This window comes from Streptomyces sp. NPDC020845, assembly GCF_044334165.1.
Lineage (GTDB): Bacteria > Actinomycetota > Actinomycetes > Streptomycetales > Streptomycetaceae > Streptomyces.
The window spans coordinates 433,612-452,582 of the sequence record NZ_JBIRSJ010000001.1 but is presented as its reverse complement, the minus strand read 5'-3'; the positions used below and the strand labels follow the sequence as shown (position 1 = coordinate 452,582).

The following is an 18,971-nucleotide window of genomic DNA, read 5'->3' as shown; positions in this document are numbered from 1 at the left end:
GAGGGGAACACCGGTGGCACCGGAGCACGAAGTGGTGGTGATCGGCGCGGGGTTCGCCGGTATCGGCGCGGCGATCGGACTGCGGCGGGCCGGTATCGACGACTTCGTGGTGGTGGACGAGCAGGACGGTGTCGGCGGCACCTGGCATGCCAACAGATATCCCGGCGTGGCCGTGGACATCACCGCGTTCTCCTACTCCTTCGCCTTCGAGCCGGTCCCGTCGTGGTCTCGGGTCTTTCCTCCCGGAGCGGAGCTGAAGGCGTACGCGGACCACTGCGTCCACAAGTACGGGATCCGGACCCATCTGCGGTTGAAGGCGAAGGTCGTACGGGCCGAGTACCACGCGTCGGAGCACCTGTGGCAGCTCTTCCTGGGGGACGGCACCTCGATCACGGCGCGGTTCATCATCTGTGCCACCGGGTGGCTCACCCGGCCGAAGGCGCCCGATATCGAGGGACTGGACCGGTTCAAGGGCGATGTCGTGCACACCGCGGCATGGGATCCGTCCTTGGACCTGGCCGGCCGACGCGTGGGCGTGATCGGCACCGGGGCGTCGGCGGTGCAGGTGATTCCGGAGATCGCGCCTCGGGTGGCGCGGCTCCATGTCTACCAGCGCACCCCGATATGGCTGTTCCCGAAACCGGACTTCGCGCTGCCCGCGGCCGTCCGCCGGCTGTTTCGGACCGCTCCGTGGACGCAGCGGACGGTACGGCTGCTCACGGATGCCGTGACCGAGCTCAGCTTTGTGATCGCCATGGTTCACCACCGCCAGTTTCCCTTTCTGGTACGGGCCGGGGAGGCGGTGTCCCGGCTCTATCTGCGCAGCCAGGTCAGAGGAGACCGCTTGTTACGGGAAAAGCTCACGCCCGCTTATGCGCTGGGCTGCAAGCGACCGTCGTTCGCCAAGGGATATTGGCGTTCCTTCACCCGCGACGATGTCGAGCTCATCACCGAAGGCATCGAGCGGATCACCGAGACCGGTATCCGCACGGTGGACGGCGGGGAGCGAGCACTCGATGCGCTGGTGCTGGCCACCGGATTCCATGTCCTGGAGAATCTGCCGCCCTTCCCGATGCACGGCACCGACGGCCGTGATATCCGGGAGTTCTGGCGGACCGAGCGTTTTCAGGCCTATGAGGGAAGTTCGGTGAAGGGCTTCCCGAATCTGTGGTTCATCGTCGGACCGTACTCCTTCACCGGTGGGTCCTGGTTCGGCGCGATCGACTACCAAGTCACGCATGCGCTGCGAGTGATCAAGGAGGCCCGGCGACGGCGCGCCACGGAGGTGGCGATCCGGCCGGAGAAACATGACAGATCGTTTGAGGAAACGCTCCGCCGGCAGCGGAACACCATCTTCGCCAGCGACAGATGCAGGGGGTCGAACAGTTACTACTTCGACGGGCGCGGCGACGCACCGGCCGTCCGGCCGGCCACGACGTACGAGGCCGCTCGGCGCGCCAGACGCTTCGACCTCGACGACTACCGCTACGACGTGGTCGGCTGACGTGCGTGACAGGGACCGCGCACTGTGCCTGTTCTACGGGCTGTTCACCATCGGCGGCTTCCTGGTCATGACTTCGCTGATCGTCGACTACGTACTGAAACACCGTGAGGACGGCCCGTTCGGGGTCCTGGGGGACTTTCTGCGCGACGCGATGACCAATGCGGCGTCCCGGCTCATCTACGCGGATCTGACGCTCGTATGGATCGCGCTCGCGGGATTCATGGTCGTCGAAGCGCGGCGGCTCGGGATCCGGTACGTCTGGGCGTACATCATCGGCGCCCCGCTGCTGGCGCTGTGCGTGAGCTTCCCGCTCTTCATGTTCATCCGCCAGTTGAAAATCGCGTCCGCGGCGAAGTGTGCCCCAAACCCATCCGCACGGCTGTCCGCGGAATCACGAGAGAAAGGCAGCGATGACCACTGACGCCATCGAATTCACCGAATTCACCGAAAATATCGAACGCTCCCTGGCCCTGGCCGTCGGCGCGCTCCGGCGACGCCAGGACCCCGCCGGCTATTGGAAGGGGGAGTTCGAGACCAGCCTGATCGGCGAGGCCGCCGAGGTCATACTGCAACATTTTCTGCGGTTGTCGGATGACGCTGTGACCACCGCCGCCGCGAAGACGATCCTCGCCGAGCAGTCGGCCACGGGCGGCTGGGCGAGCTATCACAAGGGACCGGACGAACTCCTGCTGTCCGTCTTCTGCTATGTCGCGCTGCGACTCGCCGGTCATGACCCCGACGAACCGGCGATGCGCGCGGCGGCCGAGTCGATTCGTGGCAACGGCGGCGTCGAGGCGGTCGACAATCCGACGATGCTCGCGTGGCTGGCCCTCATCGGGCTGTGGCCGTGGCGCGACATCCCGCTCATCCCGCCGGAGCTCATCCTGCTGCCCAGCAGATTTCCCGGGAACATCTACCAGATCGGCGCCGCCGCCCGCGGCGTCGTCGTCGCCAACAGCCTGTTCATGGCGCACCGCCCGGTCACCCCGGCCGGATTCGACATCAAAGAGCTGTTCGCCCGGCCCGTGGCCACCGCCCGGCAGCTGCCGAGGCCCCCCGCGGTGCGGATCGCGACCACGCTCAGCCATTGGTACGCCCGCCATCCGATCGGCTTCCTGCGCCGCCGGGCGATCCGCAAGGCCGCCAAGTGGCTCGTCCGCGCCCAGGAGCGGGACGGCAGCTGGGGCGGCAACTGGCCGCAGACCGCGAATGTCGTGGTGGGCCTGGACGCCGTCGGCTACCGGCAGGACCATCCGGTCGTCGAGTCGGCGATGGCGGCGCTCGACCGGTACGTGGTCACCAGGAACGGGCAGCGTCGGCTGGAGATGTGGACCTCGGTGGTCATGGACACCGCCCTCGCCATGTCCGCGGCCGCCATGACGGGCGACCCCGCCGCGCGGTCCGCCGCCGAGCAGGCGGTGCGTTGGCTGCTCACCAACCAGGTCACCGAACTGGGCGACTGGGCCGTGCTGACCAAGGACCCGGTCCCCGGCGGATGGCCGTACGAGTTCGACAACAACGCCAACCCCGACACCGACGACACTTCCTTCGCGGTGGCCGCGCTGCGCCGGCTCCACCCGCGCGGCACCAACCCGGCCGTCGACGACGCCTGTGCGCGCGCCTGCCGGTGGATGCTGTCCCAGCAGAGCAAGGACGGCGGCTGGACGGCCTTCGAACCGATGCGCTGGCAGCTGCCGGGACGCGACGCACTCGCCCGGATCGGATTCCTCGAAGCGCCGTCCGCCGATATCACCGGGCATGTGCTGGAGGCGCTGGGCGCCGATGGCAGGGCCCACACTCCCGCCGCCCGCCGCGGCATCGCATGGCTGCGCCGCAACCAGCGTCCGGACGGATCGTGGCCCGGCTGGTGGGCCTGCTACCACCTGCACGGTACGAGCGCCGCGGTCACCGGGCTCACCGCGTGCGGGGTTCCGGGCACCGACCCGACCGTGAGCCGGGCGTGCGCCTGGATCGTCGCGCACCAGCAGGACGACGGCGGTTGGGGGGAGGACATCCGCGCGCTGCACGATCCGGCGTGGATCGGGACCGGCGACAGCACCCCCTCGCAGACGGCCTGGGCGCTGCTGGCGCTGATCGCCGCCGGCCGCGCCGACAGCGAGCCGGTACGCGCGGGCCTCGACTTCCTGATCCGCACCCAGCAGGCCGACGGTGACTGGGCCGAACCGTGGCACACCTGGGTCGTCCACCACGACGGCCTGTACTGGCGGGACACCCTGCTGCGCCTTGTCTATCCGGTCATGGCCATGTCGGCCTACCGGGCCGGTATGGGCGGATCGGCCCGCACCGACGGAACATTTGACGCCGACGGAACGGAGTGGCGATGACGAGTGTGACCGTGATCGGGGGCGGCCTCGCCGGGATGACGGCGGCGTGGACCATCCGCAGGCTCGGAGTGCCGGTGCGGCTGCTGGAAGCCGCACCGGAACTCGGCGGAATGGCCGGATCGCGAGTGATCGACAACCGGGTCGAGGACCACGGAGTGCATATCTTCCCCGCCTGGTACGGCAATGCGCTCCGCCTCGTCGAGGAGCTGGGCATCGTTGACAACCTGCGCGAGTGCGACAACTTCTACCAGTTGATGCCGAGTGAGTTCCCCACCTTCCGCACCTTCCGGTCGCTCTTCACGCTGAGGGACTTCGTCAAGGACATCCGGTCGGGGGTCACGCCGGCCGCCGACCGGCTGCTGTTCTACTACGGGCTGATCGATCTGCTCGCCCAGCGGTACGAGGGCCACGACGAATCCTTCCACGACTTTCTCCACAGCCGCTGGTATCTGACCGACACGGCCATCGCCGACATCGAGCACCTGTTCGTCGCGTCCAGCGCCGCGGAGAGCCGGGCCTCGTCGGCGGCGGCCTTCCGCGGCAGCATCGCCGCGTTCTCCGGGCAGCCCGGTCGCATACGGATGCCGAAGGGCGATCTGCACACCTGGTTCATCGGCCCCTTCCGACGGCGCCTGGAAGCCGATGGCGTCGAGGTCCGCACCGGTGTGGAACTGCTCGAGGCCTCCGTGGCCGGCGATCGTCTGGACACCATCACGGTGTGCGACGGGGACACCGTGATCGAGGAGGTCAACGGACACCTGGTGCTGGCGATCCCACACGGGCGTCTGTCACGGCTCGGCCCCGCCGTCACCGGTGCGCTGCGACCGTCTCATGGGGTCAACGAGCTGCGCTCCCGTCCGCTCGGGGCGCTGCACGTATATCTGCGGCGGCGGTTGCCGGGGCTGCCGGACGAGCACATACGCCTGGTCGGCTCGCGTCATGCCATCACCCTGATCGACGTCGGTCAGGTCTGGGAAGGACACCGCACCACCCTCCTCAACTGCGTGGTCGGCCGTGTCGCGCGGCTCGCGGAGCTGTCCGAAGCCGAGGCGGTCAAGGTGCTGGTGGAGGAGCTGATGGGCTATCTGCCGGTGCTCACCTGGGACGACATCGAGCACGTCTGCTATCAACCGCACTTCGCGGAGCCGTTCTTCGCCCCCGGGCCGGGCTCCGACCAGTACCGACCGGTGAGCTCGACCGCACTGGCCAATCTGCACATCGCCGGGGACTTCTGCGCCGCCCCGCCGGGCGTGGCCGGTATGGAAGGCGCGGTCCGGTCGGGGCTGGCCGCCGCCGAGTCGGTCCGTCGGGCGCTGCGTCCTGACGCCCCGCGGGTGCGGATCCGCGACATCGGCACGGTCAACCCCTCGGCCGCCCGTGGCCTGCGGGTGGCGCTCGCCCCGGTCGCCGCGGCCGTCCGGTTGCTGGCCAGGCGCCCACGGGGACGTGGGGCGGCGGCCACCGCCGAACACGACCTCGGCGGGCAACCGTAGACCTCAGCAATGGGAACCAATGGGAGATGGTGACACGGGCAGCGGTTCCGCGGTGGTTCAGGCACCCGGTGCGATACCTGTCGTGGGACACCTGGCGGCGTTCCACCGGGTCTTCGACAAGGGCGGGCCCCTCTACGAGAGGCTGCGCGAAGCGGGCGGGCAGGGCCTCGCCAGTTGCCCGAGCGGGGAACACCGCCGACAGCGTCGGCTGATCCAGCCGGCCTTCCGCCACAGCCGCTTCCCGGGGCCCGACCTCCGGAAACCTTCGACCCCGACCGCTGGAAGCCGGCCGAGCGGGGACCGGAGGTCCCGGTCACCGTGTTCGGTGGCGGCGCCCGTAAATGCATCGGCGACCAGTTCGCCCTCGTCGCCGTCACGGCACGTCGGGGCGACGACGACCGGCGGCAACGCACATCACAGTCACGGGTTCCCTGACACAGGACCAGGTGGCGGCGGCTCGTCCGCGGGATCCTCCTGGGCGGGAGGTGGTGGCGGCTCCGCTGCCGCCAGTGTGGCCGGCATCGTGCCGGGTTTGCTGTTGACGTAGGTGGTGAGCCGGTGGACCTGCCGTTCCAGGGCCCTGATCCGGTCCACGATGTCCTCGGGCAGGTTCGCCATCAGTCAGCCTCCTCCAGATACAGATCGGCGGTCTCCGGGCGTCCCCGCTCGGGGGCGGTGACCTTGGTGCCGACCACGCGATAGCGGGCGTCCAGGCCCTCGGAGAACCACACGTCCTTGATCCGCAGCCGCACGGTCGTGCCCAGCAGCGCGGGCGTGGTGTCGGAGCCGAGACGGATCCGGACCGAGGGGATGACCACCGGGCCGCGCAGGGCGGCGAGCTCGGAGCGGGCGAACGCGTCGAGCGTCGCCTTGTCGGTGACGTTGCTGTGGTCGGAGGTGGTGTCCAGCCGGGGGAACCCGGCCGCGATCAGGTCCTGCGCCACCTGCTCCCCGGACAGGACCGGACCGCTCGCCCCGCCCTCCGGGGTACCGCCCCTGGCCCGTGTGGTCGTCCCGCCGCGCGTGGCGTCGCGGGGGAAGGCGTACGACAGCACATCGCCCGGCAGGTCCAGCATCACGGGCTGGCTGCCCACCTGGATCTTCGGCGAGCCGAGCTGGAGCAGCTTCACCCGCCGTCCCGTCACCGGATCCCGGTACACCGCGATCCGGTACTCGAAGCCGGGCTCCATCGCCGCCAGTTGCCCGATCGCCTCCTCCACCAGGGTCTCGTCCCCGTCGCGGTAGGCCACCGTGCGGGACACGGTCGGCGCCGTCGTCTCGTATTCCACCCCGATCCGGCCGCCCTCGGCCCCCTGCATGTACTCCCACAGCCCACGGACGATCTCCAGTTGGTCGACCGCGGAGAAGTTCAGGTTCGCGCGGATGTAGCGGCGGCCCGCGTACGAGTCGAAGGTGGCCGCCTGAAGCCCGACCGTCGTGCTGCCCCGGTCGTCGGTGGCCGGGGTCAGGGTCCATACGATGCCGCCCCAGCACACCTCGTCCCCGCGCTCCAGATAGACGGCGGTTCGCCCCTCCACCAGTTCCCGGACGCGCCGGGCCATCCGGGCATCGGGCACCGGCAGGGTCGCGCTGAGCGATCCGGGTTTGCCGAGGTAGTCGTCGTACTCCACGCCTTGCAGGGGCAGCACATCGATGGCCTGGTCGGTGCGCAGATCGGTGAACACGGCGCGGTAGCGGGCGTCCACGGCACTCACGCCACGGGGTCGATGCGGATGAAACGGTTGTCGAAGTGCGCGCGCGTGCCGGCGACGGAGGACCGGTAGGCGGCGGTCGCGGTGTAGACGGCGCCGGGGGTGAGGTTGCCCACCGGGAAGCAGGTGGAGATGGATGCCCTGGCCGTCCCGACGAGGATCGCCGCGCGGTCGTCGGAGGGGGCGAGCACTTCGGTGCCGCTCTGCAGCCTGATCCTGAAGGAGATGTACGCGGTGGTGTCCCCGTCGGCCGCCGTGAAGGCACCGAAGGTGAGGGACACCCACCGCGAGGGCGGGGCGGTGAAGGTGGCGACGAGGGGGACGGTGGTGTCGATGGGAAGGACCTCGACATACGAGGTGGAGGTGGTGCCGCCCCAGTCCGCGGTGTGCATCAGCACCGCGTTCGGAATGAACTTCGTCCACTGGGCGCCGTCCCAGCGCTCCAGCCGGCCGCCCACGTCACGGTACTGCCCGACATACGCCCCGTTGTGCGGCGCCCCGCCCGCCGCGGGAACGATCCCGCCCAGCGCCGCGGTGTAGCGGCGGCGGTCGGTGATGGCGGAGGCCCAGGTGATGCCCTTGGCGGCGGACGCCCCGGCGGGAACGGCGATCTCGTAGAGGAGTTCGGCGTTCTTGGGCACGGCCGGGGCGGTGGGGGAACCGGCCGGGGTGCCCTGAAGGAGCTCCAGGGTGGCCTCGTACTTGCCGAGGCCGTCGTAGTCGTTGTCGTAGACCCGTACGACCAGCGCGTCCACGCGCGGCAGGCTGGCGTGCCCGTCGGCGACGGTCAGCAGGGTGTCGGAGTCGACGGTGACCGGGTAGCCACCCTGCGAACCGGTGGACGTGCCCGCGATCCACACCTGCCCGGGAGAGAGTTTGGCCTGCATGCTGGTGGCGGCGGTGCCGGTGAGCTGCAGCCCGCCGCACACACACCCGGCGCGGGTCAGCAGCGGCCCGGCGGACGCCATGCCGAGGCCGACGGCGAGCCGGGTGTCCTCGCGGGTCTGGCCGGTGGGCAGATGCCAGGCGGAACGAACGGTCATAGGACGGCTCCCATGGTGATCACAGGACTTCTGTGTTTCTCGTGTGGGTGTGTGGTGTGTGGTGTTGTCCATGCGCGTGGGGTGGCCGGGCCGTGGCGGTGCCGTGGCTCACCACTCCGCGCGCCGCCAGCCGATCGTGGCGGTGGCGCCCGCGCCTCCCGACGCGGCCCGGAAGGACAGCTGCGAGGTGCCGGGCGGCAAGGTGAACGACTCCTCCGGAGCGCTTCCCGGCACGGCGGTGTGGCGGCGCGACGCGGTGCCGTTGAACATCACGGTCCCCTCGGCGGTGTCCACGACGAGTTCATCGTCCGGGGCCAGGGTGATCGCGTACTCCAGCCAGTCGCCGCCGGCCCGGTTGGCCAGGCGCGGCCGGGTGCACGGGCCGGTGAAGGTGATCACCGGATGGGCGGGGGCGCTGCCGTCGTTCTCCACGGTGAGGTCGCCCGTGGCACCGGGCGCGCCCCAGGCAAGCGGCCAGACGAGTGGCCAGGTCAGGCCCGGTTCCCGCTGCGGGAGCCCGACGGTGTCCCGCCGCCCCACCGCCTCGTAACGGCGCGGATCGCCGGCCTTCCACTGGAGCGTCATCTTCGCCAGGCGGCTCGCCGCGAACTGCCGGTCGGTGGGGACGACGCGCTGGGTGACCCGGGCCCGCACGGCCAGCGTCTCGCCGTGCAGCCGCACCGCGAGCCATTCCTCCTCGTCGCGCACGGCAGTGGCCACGCGCAGCGCGCGCAGGGCCTCCCGTGCGCCCTCGGGCCCGGAGTCCGGGTCCGGCGCGAACCACACCTGCGCGGTGACCGTACGGGCCTGCGCCCACTGCGAACCCGGCCAACCGCCGTGGCCGACCGGGCGGTCGGCGTCGGAGGAGTCCAGGGCGGGCAACTCCTCCCAGCCGGTCAGCCCCTCGGCGGCGATCCAGTAGTCGGTGCCGGGACCCATCAGCAGCCCGGCCCACTGCACCTGCCCATCGGCGGTGATCAGCGGTCCCGGCTCGGCGGCGGTGGTGGTCTCGCTCACCATGTCACCCCCTGGCCTTCATCAGGAACATCAGATCCTCGGCGGTCTGCCGGGCGCTGGCGCCCGGGGCCTCGTAGTAGTGCTCGATGACGAACCCGCCACCCGGTTTGCCCGCCATGGCGAGCCCGGGTACGGGCCCGGTGCGGGCCAGCAGGGTGTTCAGCCGGTTCAGCGGCAACACAGCCTCGGCCTGCCCAGCCTCGGCGAGCAGTGCGAGGGTGCCCCCGGGGCGGGGCAGCACGATGCCGCCCTGGGCGAGTGTGGGGATGGTGGGCAGGTTCACCCCGAACGACTTGCCACCGATCCCCGGCACCCACGAGGGAACCGAAACCTTGACCCGGTTCAGCGCCCCGATCGCCTGGTTGACCAGCCCGATCACCCCGTTCAGCGGCCCCCGCACGGCGCCGAGCACGGCACTGAACGCACCCCGTACGATCCCCGCCAGCCCGCTGAACGCGCGCTGGATGCCGTTCCTGGTGGCCCGGAACGCGGCGGGGATCTTCTCCGAGAAGAAGGACAGCAGGGGGCGGATCACGGCCATGATGGCGTGGATGACCGTGGTGATGATGGTCTTGTAGATGTTGAAGTAGGTCTTCACCACGGTCCAGATGACCTTCAGCACGACCGTGAACGCCACTTTGATGGCATTCCAGGTCGCCTGCACCACCTGTTTCGCCACCCGCATCGTGCTGCCGATGACCTGGCCAACGATTTTGAAGGCCGCCTGGACGATGCGCTGGACCGTCTTGGACTGCATGGCCATGTCGACGAGCTTCATGATCAGCGGCATCAGCAGCGCCATAATGGCCCCGAAGACATTCGACTTCATAGCGGTGTTCAGGCCCTTCTGGGCCGTGGTCACCCCCTGGAGCCCCGTCTTCATCCGCCCCATCAGCCCCCCGCCGGTCGCCGCGCTGCGGCCCGCGGTGGACATGGAACGGCCGCTCTTGGCGACGCTGCGCTCGGCGGCGTTGGCTTCTCGCTGCAGGGTGCGCATGGAGTTGGCCGACTTGTCGACGTCGTCCTTGATACGGCCGACGGCGCCGCCGGCCTGGGTCGCGGTCCGGGCGAACTTGGAGACACTGGTGTCCGTCTGGCCCACGGTGCTGCGCAGGCCGCGGAAGCCGGAGAGGGATCTGTTGAGCGCTTGCAGGAGCGACATCGGTCACCCTTCCGGCCCTGTCATTCCAGAGCCTGTACGAGTCGGTTGATTCGTCCTTCCAAGGCGCGGATGGCCTGCTCCGCCTCGCGGATGTTGCGCACATCCACGGCTCGCTCCCGGCCGGTTGGTCTGCCTGCCGCCGTCGCGGCGCTGCGCTGTTGCCCCAGTGCGCGCTGAGCCCGTGCCTCGGCGTGTTCCGCCTTCTCCTCGGCGGCCTCCGCCTTGCCGGCGGCTCGTTCGGCGGCGTGTTTCGCGCCGGCGACAGCCGTCTCGGTCGCCGACTTGAGGGCGGTCAGTTCCCCCCGGACGCGGAGGATCGTACGGGCGAGAGAGCTACGCGTCGCCGCCACCCGCTGCTCCACGGCCTTGATGGCCGCCTTGAGCGATTCCGGGTCCAGGCCGCGGGCCTTGTCGCGCATCTCCTGCATGTCGAACAGCGTCTTCTCGGCGTTGAACAGCTTGAAGCCGAAGGATGCGCCGGTGACTTCGGCAGACGCCCCCTTGGCGGCCGTGGTGATACCGGTGACCTCTGCCTTCAGGGCGTTGGCCTCGGAGTTCAAGCCGGTGATCGCGTGCTTCACCCAGGCGCGCTCGACGTTCCACTCGTTGAGCTTCTTGTCCAGGGTCTTCCGCAGGTCCTGCACCGATCCGAGCAGGTCCCGCACGATGTCGCCCATCGTCCCTCCCGCAGGTCAGCCGAAGAATCGCGCCAGCTCCGACGCGGTCGGCCCCGAGTCGTCGGGCTGCCCGCCCGACGCACCCGCGGCCCCCGCGCCCGGCCGGGGCACCGGTACCGGCGCCTCCGGCGGGTCCGCGTACTCGTCGCGGTTGACGGACGCGTACATCCAGTTGGCGATCGCGAGGTGGTCGACCACCGCCGCCAGCAGATGGTCCGTCAGCCGCCACTCCGCGGCCTCGCCCTCGCGGGCCCGTACGAACGCCGATTCCGGCGGCAGATGGCGGACCAGGACCGACAGCCGCCGTGAGGACAGCGTCTCCCGGTGCCAGTCGAGCAGATCGACGCCGTAGTACCGCAGCAGATCGGCCTCCAGCGCCTCGGCGTGCTCCTCCACGAGCGCGCCGAGGCTCAGCCTTCCCCCACGCCGAGCCCGGTGTCCTGGCCGTACGCCTCGAGGATCGCGGCGATGTCCTGCACGCTCACCTCGTGTTCGCACAGCCGCTTGTAGCTCTCCTCGCCCATGAGCAGGGCGAGCAGCCCGTCCAGGTCGTTGTCCTTGAGCTCGGCGAGTGCGTGCGCAGAGCGGCGGGGGATCTCGGTGGGCAGGGAGAAAGTCTCCCCGTCGACCTCGAAGTCCCAGGTCTGGCCCAGGGCTTCCAGGCGCTGGGCGCGAGCGGCGTTGACATTGAACGGGGGCATGGACGACGGCTCCTTCGCGACAGGGATAATGGGGTCAGGACCCGGCGAACGCCGGGTCGTTCATCAGCCAGGTGGCCAGCGGGGTGTCGTTGTCCACGGCCAGCGCGGTGAAGGTGACGCCGAGGCGGACCGCGGCCGTGCGGGTGAGCTGGAGTTCTTCGGTCTCGGTGACCTGGCCCCTGCGGATGATGAAGCGGTACTTGATGACATCACCGTCCGCGAACTCCACGCCGAGCATCCGCTCGTCCTTCTTCGGCTCGGCGTCGAGTTCATAGCGGTACACCTTGGAGCCGGCCGCGGTCTCCGTCACCGCGTCGCCGCCGAAGAAGAACGGCAGGGTGTCCTCGTTGAGCTGGAGCAGCTGGAACTTCACGGTCAGGTCGCGGTCGGAGTAGACGAAGCGGGCCGGGCTGACCGACTGCCAGGTGTCCACCGGGTCGATCTTGTCCTTCTTGTTGAACTTGATGCCGTCGGTGCTGGTGTACCCGAGGTCCTTCCAGGCCGACGCCCACGCCGTGGACACGTCGGCCGGGACGGTGGTTCCGAGCGGGGCGGTCAGGATGCGGCCGGTCCCCGCTACACGGATCTCGTTGGGGTTCATTCCGGGCATGCGTGGCTCCTTGTGACGAGATGTGGAAGAGCGGCAAGCGGCCGACTACGCCGGGCGGATGGAGAGCCGGGCCGTGGACAGATAGCGGCTGGCCGCGGCGTGGAGGTGGTCGGGCAGCCAGCGGGGGCCGTCCACCTCGGTGATGTCGGTGACAAAGGCGGTGCCGAACGTGGTGCCGCGTACGGTGAACAGCGCCGTGCGGGCGGCCGTGGCCACGGTGTGGGCGGTGGGTTTGTCGGGGCCGTACACCTCGAGGTCGACCAGCGGCTGGTCCAGGTGGATGTCCTCCACCCAGACGCCGCCCGCGCGGGAGACCAGAACGGCCTTCTGGGTTCCGTCGAAGTCGGGCGGGGTCCGGTTGTCCACGAGGACCCCGGCCAGTTCGGGGCGGTTCTTCAGATGCTCGACGACGAGGCGTTCGACGTCAGGGAAGATCACCAAGGGCTCGGTCATGCGCGCACTCCTTGCTGTTGTCAGGGGCTGCGCACAGCGAAAAGCGGCGGGACCGTGGCCCGTTTCCCGGGCACAGCTCCGCCGCTGTCGCCAAGTGTGACGCAACTCGGGCCCGCGCACAACCACTTGTCGTCACTTATCGCTATATGACCAAGGGGCCCGCAGGTCACATGCGTCGCCGGGCGGCACGTTCGGCCGCGAACACATCCTCCAGCCGGTAGAGGAACGCCTTGCCCTGGCGACCCGCGGGCCGCAGCCGTTCCAGTTGCACCCACTTACGGATGGTGGCCGGGGTGACACCCACCTCCAGGGCGGCCAGGTCGGCGGTCACCAGCGCGTCCTCGGGTGCCCGAGCGGTCCTCATCGGCCCACCGCCCCGGCGGTGGACCGGCCGTCCAGGGCGGCGGTGATCTCCTCCAGGGCCATCCCGCCCCGCCCGACGAGCTCTCCCCACTCGGCCTCCGGCCAGGAGTGCCGATGTGTCCGGTCCTCATCGCAGCCGCAGTCCGGTTGCGGACACCGGCAGCCGGGGTTGATGCACAGCACCGCCCCGCGCAGCGGAAAGGCCCGCAGCGAGACCGACGCGCACAGCGGACATCTGCCGCGCAGCCGCACCACGGGCTCGGCGTCCCCGAGCGCGTCGGAGCAGCGTCGCGCCATTCCGCCGACCTCGTCCAGCAGATGCCGCATCAGCACCGGGTCGGTCTCGACCCGGTCCAGCAGCCCCGCCAGGCGGCCCAGCCTGACCTCGACCGATCCCTTGCCGGCGGGCGGCAGCCCCAGCCGGTCGTGGACGGCCTCCTCGAGCTCCACCACACCGTCGGTGATGTCCCGTACGGTGTCGCAGACCCGCATGCGCAACGGCGCCGAGGGCCCGTGCCGGTCGGCGCCCCCGCGCCGCCGCCCGAGCCCGGGGCGGTGCGGGGAGGGTGCCAGCTCCGCCCGCAGCTCGGGGAATTGCCGCGCCAATACGGCCATCCAGTGGCTCGCTCTGATGCGGTCAGGGTGCGCAAGTGCGTCATCGCTCAAAGGAATCCCCCATGTCGTCTGCCCCCTCGCCCACTAGGAGCGACCGACGACGCGGAAGGGTTCCTACCGGAATGGTGCGCTTGTAGGGGTGCCGGCCGCCGGCACACTTGTTGACCGCTGGTGACGATCCAGCCCGCGGGTGAACATGGGAACGTAGGCAGCGCGCGGCGCTGTTGGGCCCCTCCTGGTTGGTGACGCCCATGCATGGACACAACGCTCCCGAGGAAACGGAGCGCGATGCCGTCCTGATGGTCGCCGCACGGCTGAAGGCCGTATACGCGGGCAAGTGTGCTCCGGAGGAGATCGATACCGCCGGGGCTCCGGCAGGACGCCGGAGCGGGGATGTGCACATACTGAGGGGATGAGGGGCGCCGCCCGTCGGGACGGTGCCGTGTCAGTGGCCACCAGTGGTGGAGGCCATGTGATCGTAAGCCTGCTTTCCGGGACCGTCCGGAGTGCCGCGGGGGCGGTGGCGGCAACTCCCGTAGTGCTCTCGGCACTCGGGCGGATACTGACGCCGCGGACGCGTCGTATGTGGCAGGTCCCTGGCGGGGTGCAGATCGAGGTCCGGTACGTGCGACGGCCCGGAGCAGCCGAGCTCGCGCGTGGGCTGGAGGCCCGGCTGGGTGAGGTGCGCGGAGTGGGCCGGGCGGAGGTGAACGGGACGCTCGGCTGCGTGTTCGTCGGCCGCGAACCGGACGGAAGCGACCTGGAATCCGTCGTCCGCCTCGTTACGGAAGCCGAGGCGGAGGCCGAGGCCGCCGCCCGGGAGACGGGCCGTGGAGAGGGCGGGGGCAAGGCCGGCGCCGACAGGGTGCGGATCCCGCGCGCGGTCGGTTTCCCCGGTGGCCCCGAGGCGCAGGTCGGTGCCGCGGTCCAGGTCGCCGGGAGTCTGGTGGCCTTCGGCGTGGCGGTGGTGGGGCGGATCGCCAGGATCCCGGGTCTGCCACCGGTCGTACCGGCCCTGCTCGAGCTCACGGAGGCCACTCCGCGGCTGCATGACGCCGCCGCCCGCAAGCTGGGCGCGGCGGCTGCCGACGTCGGCTGGGCGACGGCGAACCTGATCACCACGACGCTGACGTTCCGCCCGCTGGGCCCCGTCGTATCCGGTCTGCTGGCCGCCGTCCGGTACACGGAGACGAAGGCCCGGCGCCAGGCGTGGCAGGACTGGGCGCTGCGGCTGGGCGGGCGCGACGGGGCGTACCGCCACGATGCCGCTCCGGCCCATGAGCGGCCGATGCCGCTGCCGCAGGGGCCGGCCGGGCGGTATGCGCATGCGGCTGTCCCGGCGGCAGTGGCGGGTTACGGCGTCACGGGGGCCCTGACCCGCAGCCATGACCGGGCGCTGGCCTCGATGATCGCGGGTATCCCGAGAGCTGCCTGGTCCGGCCTTGAGACCTTCGCCGCCACGGTAGGGCAGTGCGCCTCCGATCGGGGAGCCCTCGTGCTGCGCCCGGAGGCGCTGCGTCGGCTCGACCGCATCGACACGGTCGTCCTCGACGCCCGTGTGCTGGCCACCGGTACATGGACGGTCGGCACGGTGGCGCCCCTGGCGCCTGGCGGGACCGCGGCCGTGGGTCCGGACCTCGATGAGATCCACGCCGTGATCCACGAGCTGATCGACGGCACCGACTCGGCACAGCCCCTGGAACAGGGTGGCTGGGCACTGCGGCCGCTCACCGAGCGCCAGGACGCGGAAGCGGAGTTGCTTGGGGCGGCGGAAGCGGAACTGCCCGGGGACGCGGAAGCGGAACTGCCCGGGGAGGCGGCTGCCCTGGCCGAGGAGTGGGCCGAGCAGGGCGCGCGGGTGCTGCTGGTCGTCCGGGACGGCCGCCCCGTCGCGGTCGCGGGCCTGGTGCCGCAGTTGCAGCCGCTCGCCGAGCATCTGGTGCGGGCGGCGCGCGAATGCGGCCGGGTGGTACTCGCGGGCGGTCCGCCAGGCCTGCACCGCCGCTTCGGACTGGACGAGGCCGTGCCCACCGGCGGCACCCGTACGGCCGCTCTGGTCCGCTCCCTTCAGGGCGAGGGCCGCGGTGTCGCCGTGGTCGCCACCCGTACCGGACGCGCCCTGGCCCAGGCCGATCTGGGCATCGGGGTGTCCGGTGGTCTGCGCCGGGTGGCGTGGGACGCGGATGTCGCCGCGCCGCCCGATGTGGCGCATCTGCTGCTGACCGCTGTTCCGGACGCCCGCAGGCTGAGTCGGCTGTGTGTCCGTATCGAAGCGGTCGGCGCTCTCGCGGGTGCGACGTTGGCCCTGGCCCTTCCCCGGCGTGGCGCCTGGGCGCGGGCCCGTGTCGTGAGCGACGGTACGGCCATCGCCGGGATCGGGACGGGTGTCTGGGCGGGATGGGCGCTGCGCAGCCATCCCGCCCCCGCCGCGGTCGAGCGGACGCCCTGGCATGCCATGACGGTACGTCAGGTGATTGCCCGGCTCGACACATCGTCCCGGGGGCTCGACGAGGCCGAGGCCGGGCGGCGCCGTCGGTTCGACGGGCACGAGCGGCCGACCGCGGCCGTCACCCTCATCGGGAGGGTCGCCGAGGAGCTGGCCAATCCGCTCACGCCCGTCCTCGCGATCGGCGGCGGCATCTCGGCGGCGCTCGGCTCCGTACTGGACGCGGTGCTCATCGGTGTCGTGCTCGCCGTCGACGCGCTGGTGGGCGGAGCCCAGCGGCTGGGCGCCGACCGTGCGGCGGAGCGGCTTGTCGAGGCGACCTCGGCCCGGGCCCGGCTGCGCAGGGCGGGCCGACCCGGCCTCGCCGAGACATCCGCCGACCACCTGGTGAGCGGCGATGTCATCGAGCTGCGCGCCGGTGACGCGGTCCCCGCCGACTGCCGGGTGCTCGAGGCGACGGGCCTGGAGGTGGACGAATCAAGCCTCACCGGCGAATCCCAGCTCGTGCTGAAAACGCCCGCCCCGACCGCGGCGAGGGCGGTCGCGGACCGCCACTCCATGCTGCACCAGGGCACGACGGTGGCGGCAGGCAGCGCACTCGCCGTCGTCGTCGCCACCGGAACCGCCACCGAGGCCGGCAGTGCCGCTCAGGCAGCCCCGGCGGGCGCGCTCCCGGAAAGCGGTGTGGAACACCGCCTGAACACTCTGGGCCACTGGTTCCTGCCCCTGTCCATCGCCTCGGGTGTCGCGCTGTTCCTCGCCGACCTCACCCGCAGGCGGCCCATGGGCACGGCCCTGGGCTCGGCGGTCAGCCTGTGCGTCGCCGCCGTACCCGAAGGTCTGCCCTTCGTCGCCACCGTCGCGGAACTGGCCGCGGCCCGTCGGCTGTCCACCCGTAACACCCTGGTGCGCAGCGCCCCCACCATCGAAGCGCTCGGCCGCACCGATGTGCTGTGCTTCGACAAGACCGGCACGCTCACCGAAGGCAGAATCAGCCTCCAGCAGGTGTCCGACGGCCTCGAGAGGCGCACGCTCGACGCGCTCACCCCGCGGCTGCGGCGGATCGTCGCCACCGCGGCCCTCGCGGGCCCCGTCGGCCCGACGTCGGCGCTCACCCACCCCACGGACCGTGCCATCGCCTCCGGGGCCGAGCGGGTCGGCGCCGCCCCGGCCCCGGAGGGGCGGGAGGCGGCGGACGGCTGGCAGCGGCTGGCGGAGCTGCCGTTCGAACCGGGGCGCGGATATCACGCCGTGCTCGGCCGGGCCGAGGACCGGACCCGGCTGGTGGTCAAGGGCGCGCCCGAGGTCGTCTTGACCCGTTGCGTACAGGTCAGGCGGAACGACACCACCATGCCGTTCACCGAGAGGCTGCGGGAGGCGGTCGACCGGGACATCGACCGTCTGGCGCGCCGCGGCCTGCGGGTGCTGGTGGTCGCCGAACGCATCGGCCCGGACACCGTCGCCGCCACTCCCCCGGCCCTCGACGACACGGACATCAAGGGGCTGCAGCTGCTGGGCCTGCTGGGTCTTGCGGACCCGGTACGGGCCACCGCCGCCGAGAGCGTCCACCGGCTGACCCGGGCCGGCGTACGGGTCGTCATGCTGACCGGGGACCACCCCAGCACCGCCGCCGCGATCGCCGGTGAGCTGCAGCCGGACGAGGGGCTGCGGATGATGACCGGAGTGGAGATGGACGCCCTCGACGACGCCGCCCTCACCGAGGCGCTGCCGCGGATCTCGGTCTTCGCCCGGGTCACCCCCGCCCACAAGGTGCGCATCGTCACCACGCTGCGCTCGGCCGGCCGGGTGGTGGCCGTGACCGGCGACGGCGCCAACGACGCCCCCGCCATCCGGCTCGCCGACGTCGGCATCGCCATCGGCTCCCGGGCGACCCCCGCGGCGCGCACCGCCGCCGATGTGGTGGTCACCGACGACCGCATCGAGACCGTCGTCGATGCCATCGTGGAGGGCCGCGCCATGTGGGCCTCGGTCCGCAAGGCGCTGGGCATCCTGCTCGGCGGCAACCTCGGGGAGATCGCCTTCGTGCTGGCGACCTCCATGTTCACCGGACGAAGCGCGCTCAACGCGCGCCAGTTGCTCCTCGTCAATCTCCTCACGGACATGCTGCCGGCCATGGCCATCGCCGCCCGTCCTCCGGCGGGCAGGGCCGAGAAACTGCTCGCGGAAGGGCCCGAGGTGTCCCTGGGCAGAGCCCTCACCCGGCACATCCGCCTGCGCGCCACCCTCACGGCGCTCGCCGCGGGCTGCGCATGGGCCGTCGCCCGGGCGACCGGCACCAGGGCCCGCGCCGACACCGTCTCCCTGGTCGCGCTCGTCGCCTCCCAGCTGCTGCAGACTCTCGCCGACGCGGGCCGTGATCCCGTGGTCGCCCTCGCCGCCGTCGGATCCCTCGTGGCCCTCGGCCTGGTGGTCGCGCTCCCCGGCCTCAGCCACTTCTTCGGCAGCCGGCCCCTGGGCCCGGCGGGCTGGACGATCGGACTGGCAGCGGCGGCGGCCCCCGTCGTACTGCCCGCCGCGTGGCACTTCCTCACCGCTCGTGTGCGCTCCGACACGGGCACCGGAATGACACCGAGGGTTCACCTGACGGCCCCTTGTACTCCATGCGTACGAAGCTCCGGGACCGCACAAAGGAGCGGTAAGTGAAGCATGCACAAGAAAGGCTGCTTTCATGCCGCAGCTGTTCACCACCCTCCTCACCAAGGCCGCAGTCGCCGTACTCGAGGCCCTTCTCATGCGCCTGCTCGTCCAGCTCTGGAACACTTTCGCCTACCGCGGTCGCCCGATGACGGCCGTGGCCTGAGGCACCGCT

The 18,971-nt window shown here is 71.1% G+C and carries 19 protein-coding genes and 1 pseudogene; 8 read left to right on the top strand and 12 right to left on the bottom strand.

Annotation, left to right across the window (positions count from 1 at the left end; translation table 11 throughout):
* Nucleotides 1-13 precede the first annotated feature (13 nt).
* The 6 genes and pseudogenes from ACH4U7_RS01795 to ACH4U7_RS01770 all read left to right on the top strand — a co-directional run bounded on the left by ACH4U7_RS01795 (nucleotide 14) and on the right by ACH4U7_RS01770 (nucleotide 5,777).
* On the top strand, nucleotides 14-1,504 hold the full coding sequence (locus tag ACH4U7_RS01795) for a flavin-containing monooxygenase (protein ID WP_398526049.1): 1,491 nt from the start codon (nucleotides 14-16) through the stop codon (nucleotides 1,502-1,504).
* 1 nt (nucleotide 1,505) lies between these two features.
* Nucleotides 1,506-1,925 carry a DUF2834 domain-containing protein gene (locus ACH4U7_RS01790; RefSeq protein WP_398526048.1) on the top strand — a complete coding sequence of 140 codons (420 nt, stop codon included), beginning with the start codon at nucleotides 1,506-1,508 and terminating at the stop codon, nucleotides 1,923-1,925.
* Nucleotides 1,915-3,849: a squalene--hopene cyclase gene (shc, locus tag ACH4U7_RS01785; RefSeq protein ID WP_398526047.1), complete on the top strand. Its 1,935-nt coding sequence runs from the start codon at nucleotides 1,915-1,917 to the stop codon at nucleotides 3,847-3,849. The genes ACH4U7_RS01790 and shc overlap by 11 nt, the downstream gene beginning before the upstream one ends.
* A complete protein-coding gene (locus ACH4U7_RS01780; RefSeq protein WP_398526046.1) occupies nucleotides 3,846-5,342 on the top strand; it encodes an FAD-dependent oxidoreductase in 1,497 nt (498 codons plus the stop codon). Before shc ends, ACH4U7_RS01780 begins: the two co-directional genes overlap by 4 nt.
* A gap of 19 nt (nucleotides 5,343-5,361) precedes the next feature.
* Nucleotides 5,362-5,589, top strand: a pseudogene (locus tag ACH4U7_RS01775) (cytochrome P450); the annotation flags it as partial.
* Complete coding sequence (locus ACH4U7_RS01770; protein WP_398526045.1) at nucleotides 5,517-5,777, top strand: cytochrome P450; 261 nt, start codon at nucleotides 5,517-5,519, stop codon at nucleotides 5,775-5,777. The pseudogene ACH4U7_RS01775 and the gene ACH4U7_RS01770, both read left to right, overlap by 73 nt.
* On the opposite strand, the gene ACH4U7_RS01765 is transcribed toward ACH4U7_RS01770, so the two are convergent.
* The 12 genes from ACH4U7_RS01765 to ACH4U7_RS01710 form a co-directional block, all read right to left on the bottom strand.
* Complete coding sequence (locus ACH4U7_RS01765) at nucleotides 5,763-5,960, bottom strand: hypothetical protein (RefSeq protein WP_398526044.1); 198 nt, start codon at nucleotides 5,958-5,960, stop codon at nucleotides 5,763-5,765. The two genes, ACH4U7_RS01770 and ACH4U7_RS01765, sit on opposite strands and share 15 nt — an antisense overlap.
* On the bottom strand, nucleotides 5,960-7,057 hold the full coding sequence (locus tag ACH4U7_RS01760; protein WP_398526043.1) for a hypothetical protein: 1,098 nt from the start codon (nucleotides 7,055-7,057) through the stop codon (nucleotides 5,960-5,962). Before ACH4U7_RS01760 ends, ACH4U7_RS01765 begins: the two co-directional genes overlap by 1 nt.
* Entirely contained in the window at nucleotides 7,054-8,097 is a 1,044-nt protein-coding gene (locus ACH4U7_RS01755) for a hypothetical protein (RefSeq protein ID WP_398526042.1), read from the bottom strand. Before ACH4U7_RS01755 ends, ACH4U7_RS01760 begins: the two co-directional genes overlap by 4 nt.
* A 108-nt stretch (nucleotides 8,098-8,205) precedes the next feature.
* Entirely contained in the window at nucleotides 8,206-9,117 is a 912-nt protein-coding gene (locus tag ACH4U7_RS01750; RefSeq protein ID WP_398526041.1) for a phage distal tail protein, read from the bottom strand.
* A gap of 1 nt (nucleotide 9,118) precedes the next feature.
* Nucleotides 9,119-10,276, bottom strand: a complete 1,158-nt coding sequence (locus ACH4U7_RS01745; RefSeq protein ID WP_398526040.1) for a hypothetical protein — start codon at nucleotides 10,274-10,276, stop codon at nucleotides 9,119-9,121.
* A gap of 20 nt (nucleotides 10,277-10,296) precedes the next feature.
* A complete protein-coding gene (locus tag ACH4U7_RS01740; RefSeq protein ID WP_398526039.1) occupies nucleotides 10,297-10,953 on the bottom strand; it encodes a hypothetical protein in 657 nt (218 codons plus the stop codon).
* Nucleotides 10,954-10,968: 15 nt separating this feature from the next.
* Nucleotides 10,969-11,349 carry a hypothetical protein gene (locus tag ACH4U7_RS01735; protein WP_398526038.1) on the bottom strand — a complete coding sequence of 127 codons (381 nt, stop codon included), beginning with the start codon at nucleotides 11,347-11,349 and terminating at the stop codon, nucleotides 10,969-10,971.
* A 14-nt stretch (nucleotides 11,350-11,363) separates the two neighbouring features.
* On the bottom strand, nucleotides 11,364-11,654 hold the full coding sequence (locus tag ACH4U7_RS01730; protein ID WP_089505644.1) for a hypothetical protein: 291 nt from the start codon (nucleotides 11,652-11,654) through the stop codon (nucleotides 11,364-11,366).
* A 34-nt stretch (nucleotides 11,655-11,688) separates the two neighbouring features.
* Nucleotides 11,689-12,264: a phage tail protein gene (locus tag ACH4U7_RS01725; RefSeq protein ID WP_398526037.1), complete on the bottom strand. Its 576-nt coding sequence runs from the start codon at nucleotides 12,262-12,264 to the stop codon at nucleotides 11,689-11,691.
* Between the two features lie 45 nt (nucleotides 12,265-12,309).
* Nucleotides 12,310-12,717, bottom strand: coding sequence for a hypothetical protein (locus tag ACH4U7_RS01720; RefSeq protein ID WP_014172832.1), 408 nt, complete (start codon nucleotides 12,715-12,717; stop codon nucleotides 12,310-12,312).
* A 166-nt stretch (nucleotides 12,718-12,883) separates the two neighbouring features.
* Nucleotides 12,884-13,081 (bottom strand): hypothetical protein, encoded by a 198-nt coding sequence (locus ACH4U7_RS01715; RefSeq protein ID WP_398526036.1) that lies wholly within the window; start codon nucleotides 13,079-13,081, stop codon nucleotides 12,884-12,886.
* Nucleotides 13,078-13,695: a hypothetical protein gene (locus ACH4U7_RS01710; RefSeq protein ID WP_398526035.1), complete on the bottom strand. Its 618-nt coding sequence runs from the start codon at nucleotides 13,693-13,695 to the stop codon at nucleotides 13,078-13,080. Before ACH4U7_RS01710 ends, ACH4U7_RS01715 begins: the two co-directional genes overlap by 4 nt.
* Before the next feature lie 583 nt (nucleotides 13,696-14,278).
* Between ACH4U7_RS01710 and ACH4U7_RS01705 the strand changes: the two genes are divergently transcribed.
* Nucleotides 14,279-18,805, top strand: coding sequence for an HAD-IC family P-type ATPase (locus tag ACH4U7_RS01705; RefSeq protein WP_398526034.1), 4,527 nt, complete (start codon nucleotides 14,279-14,281; stop codon nucleotides 18,803-18,805).
* A gap of 25 nt (nucleotides 18,806-18,830) precedes the next feature.
* On the top strand, nucleotides 18,831-18,962 hold the full coding sequence (locus ACH4U7_RS01700) for a hypothetical protein (RefSeq protein ID WP_398526033.1): 132 nt from the start codon (nucleotides 18,831-18,833) through the stop codon (nucleotides 18,960-18,962).
* Nucleotides 18,963-18,971 lie beyond the last annotated feature (9 nt).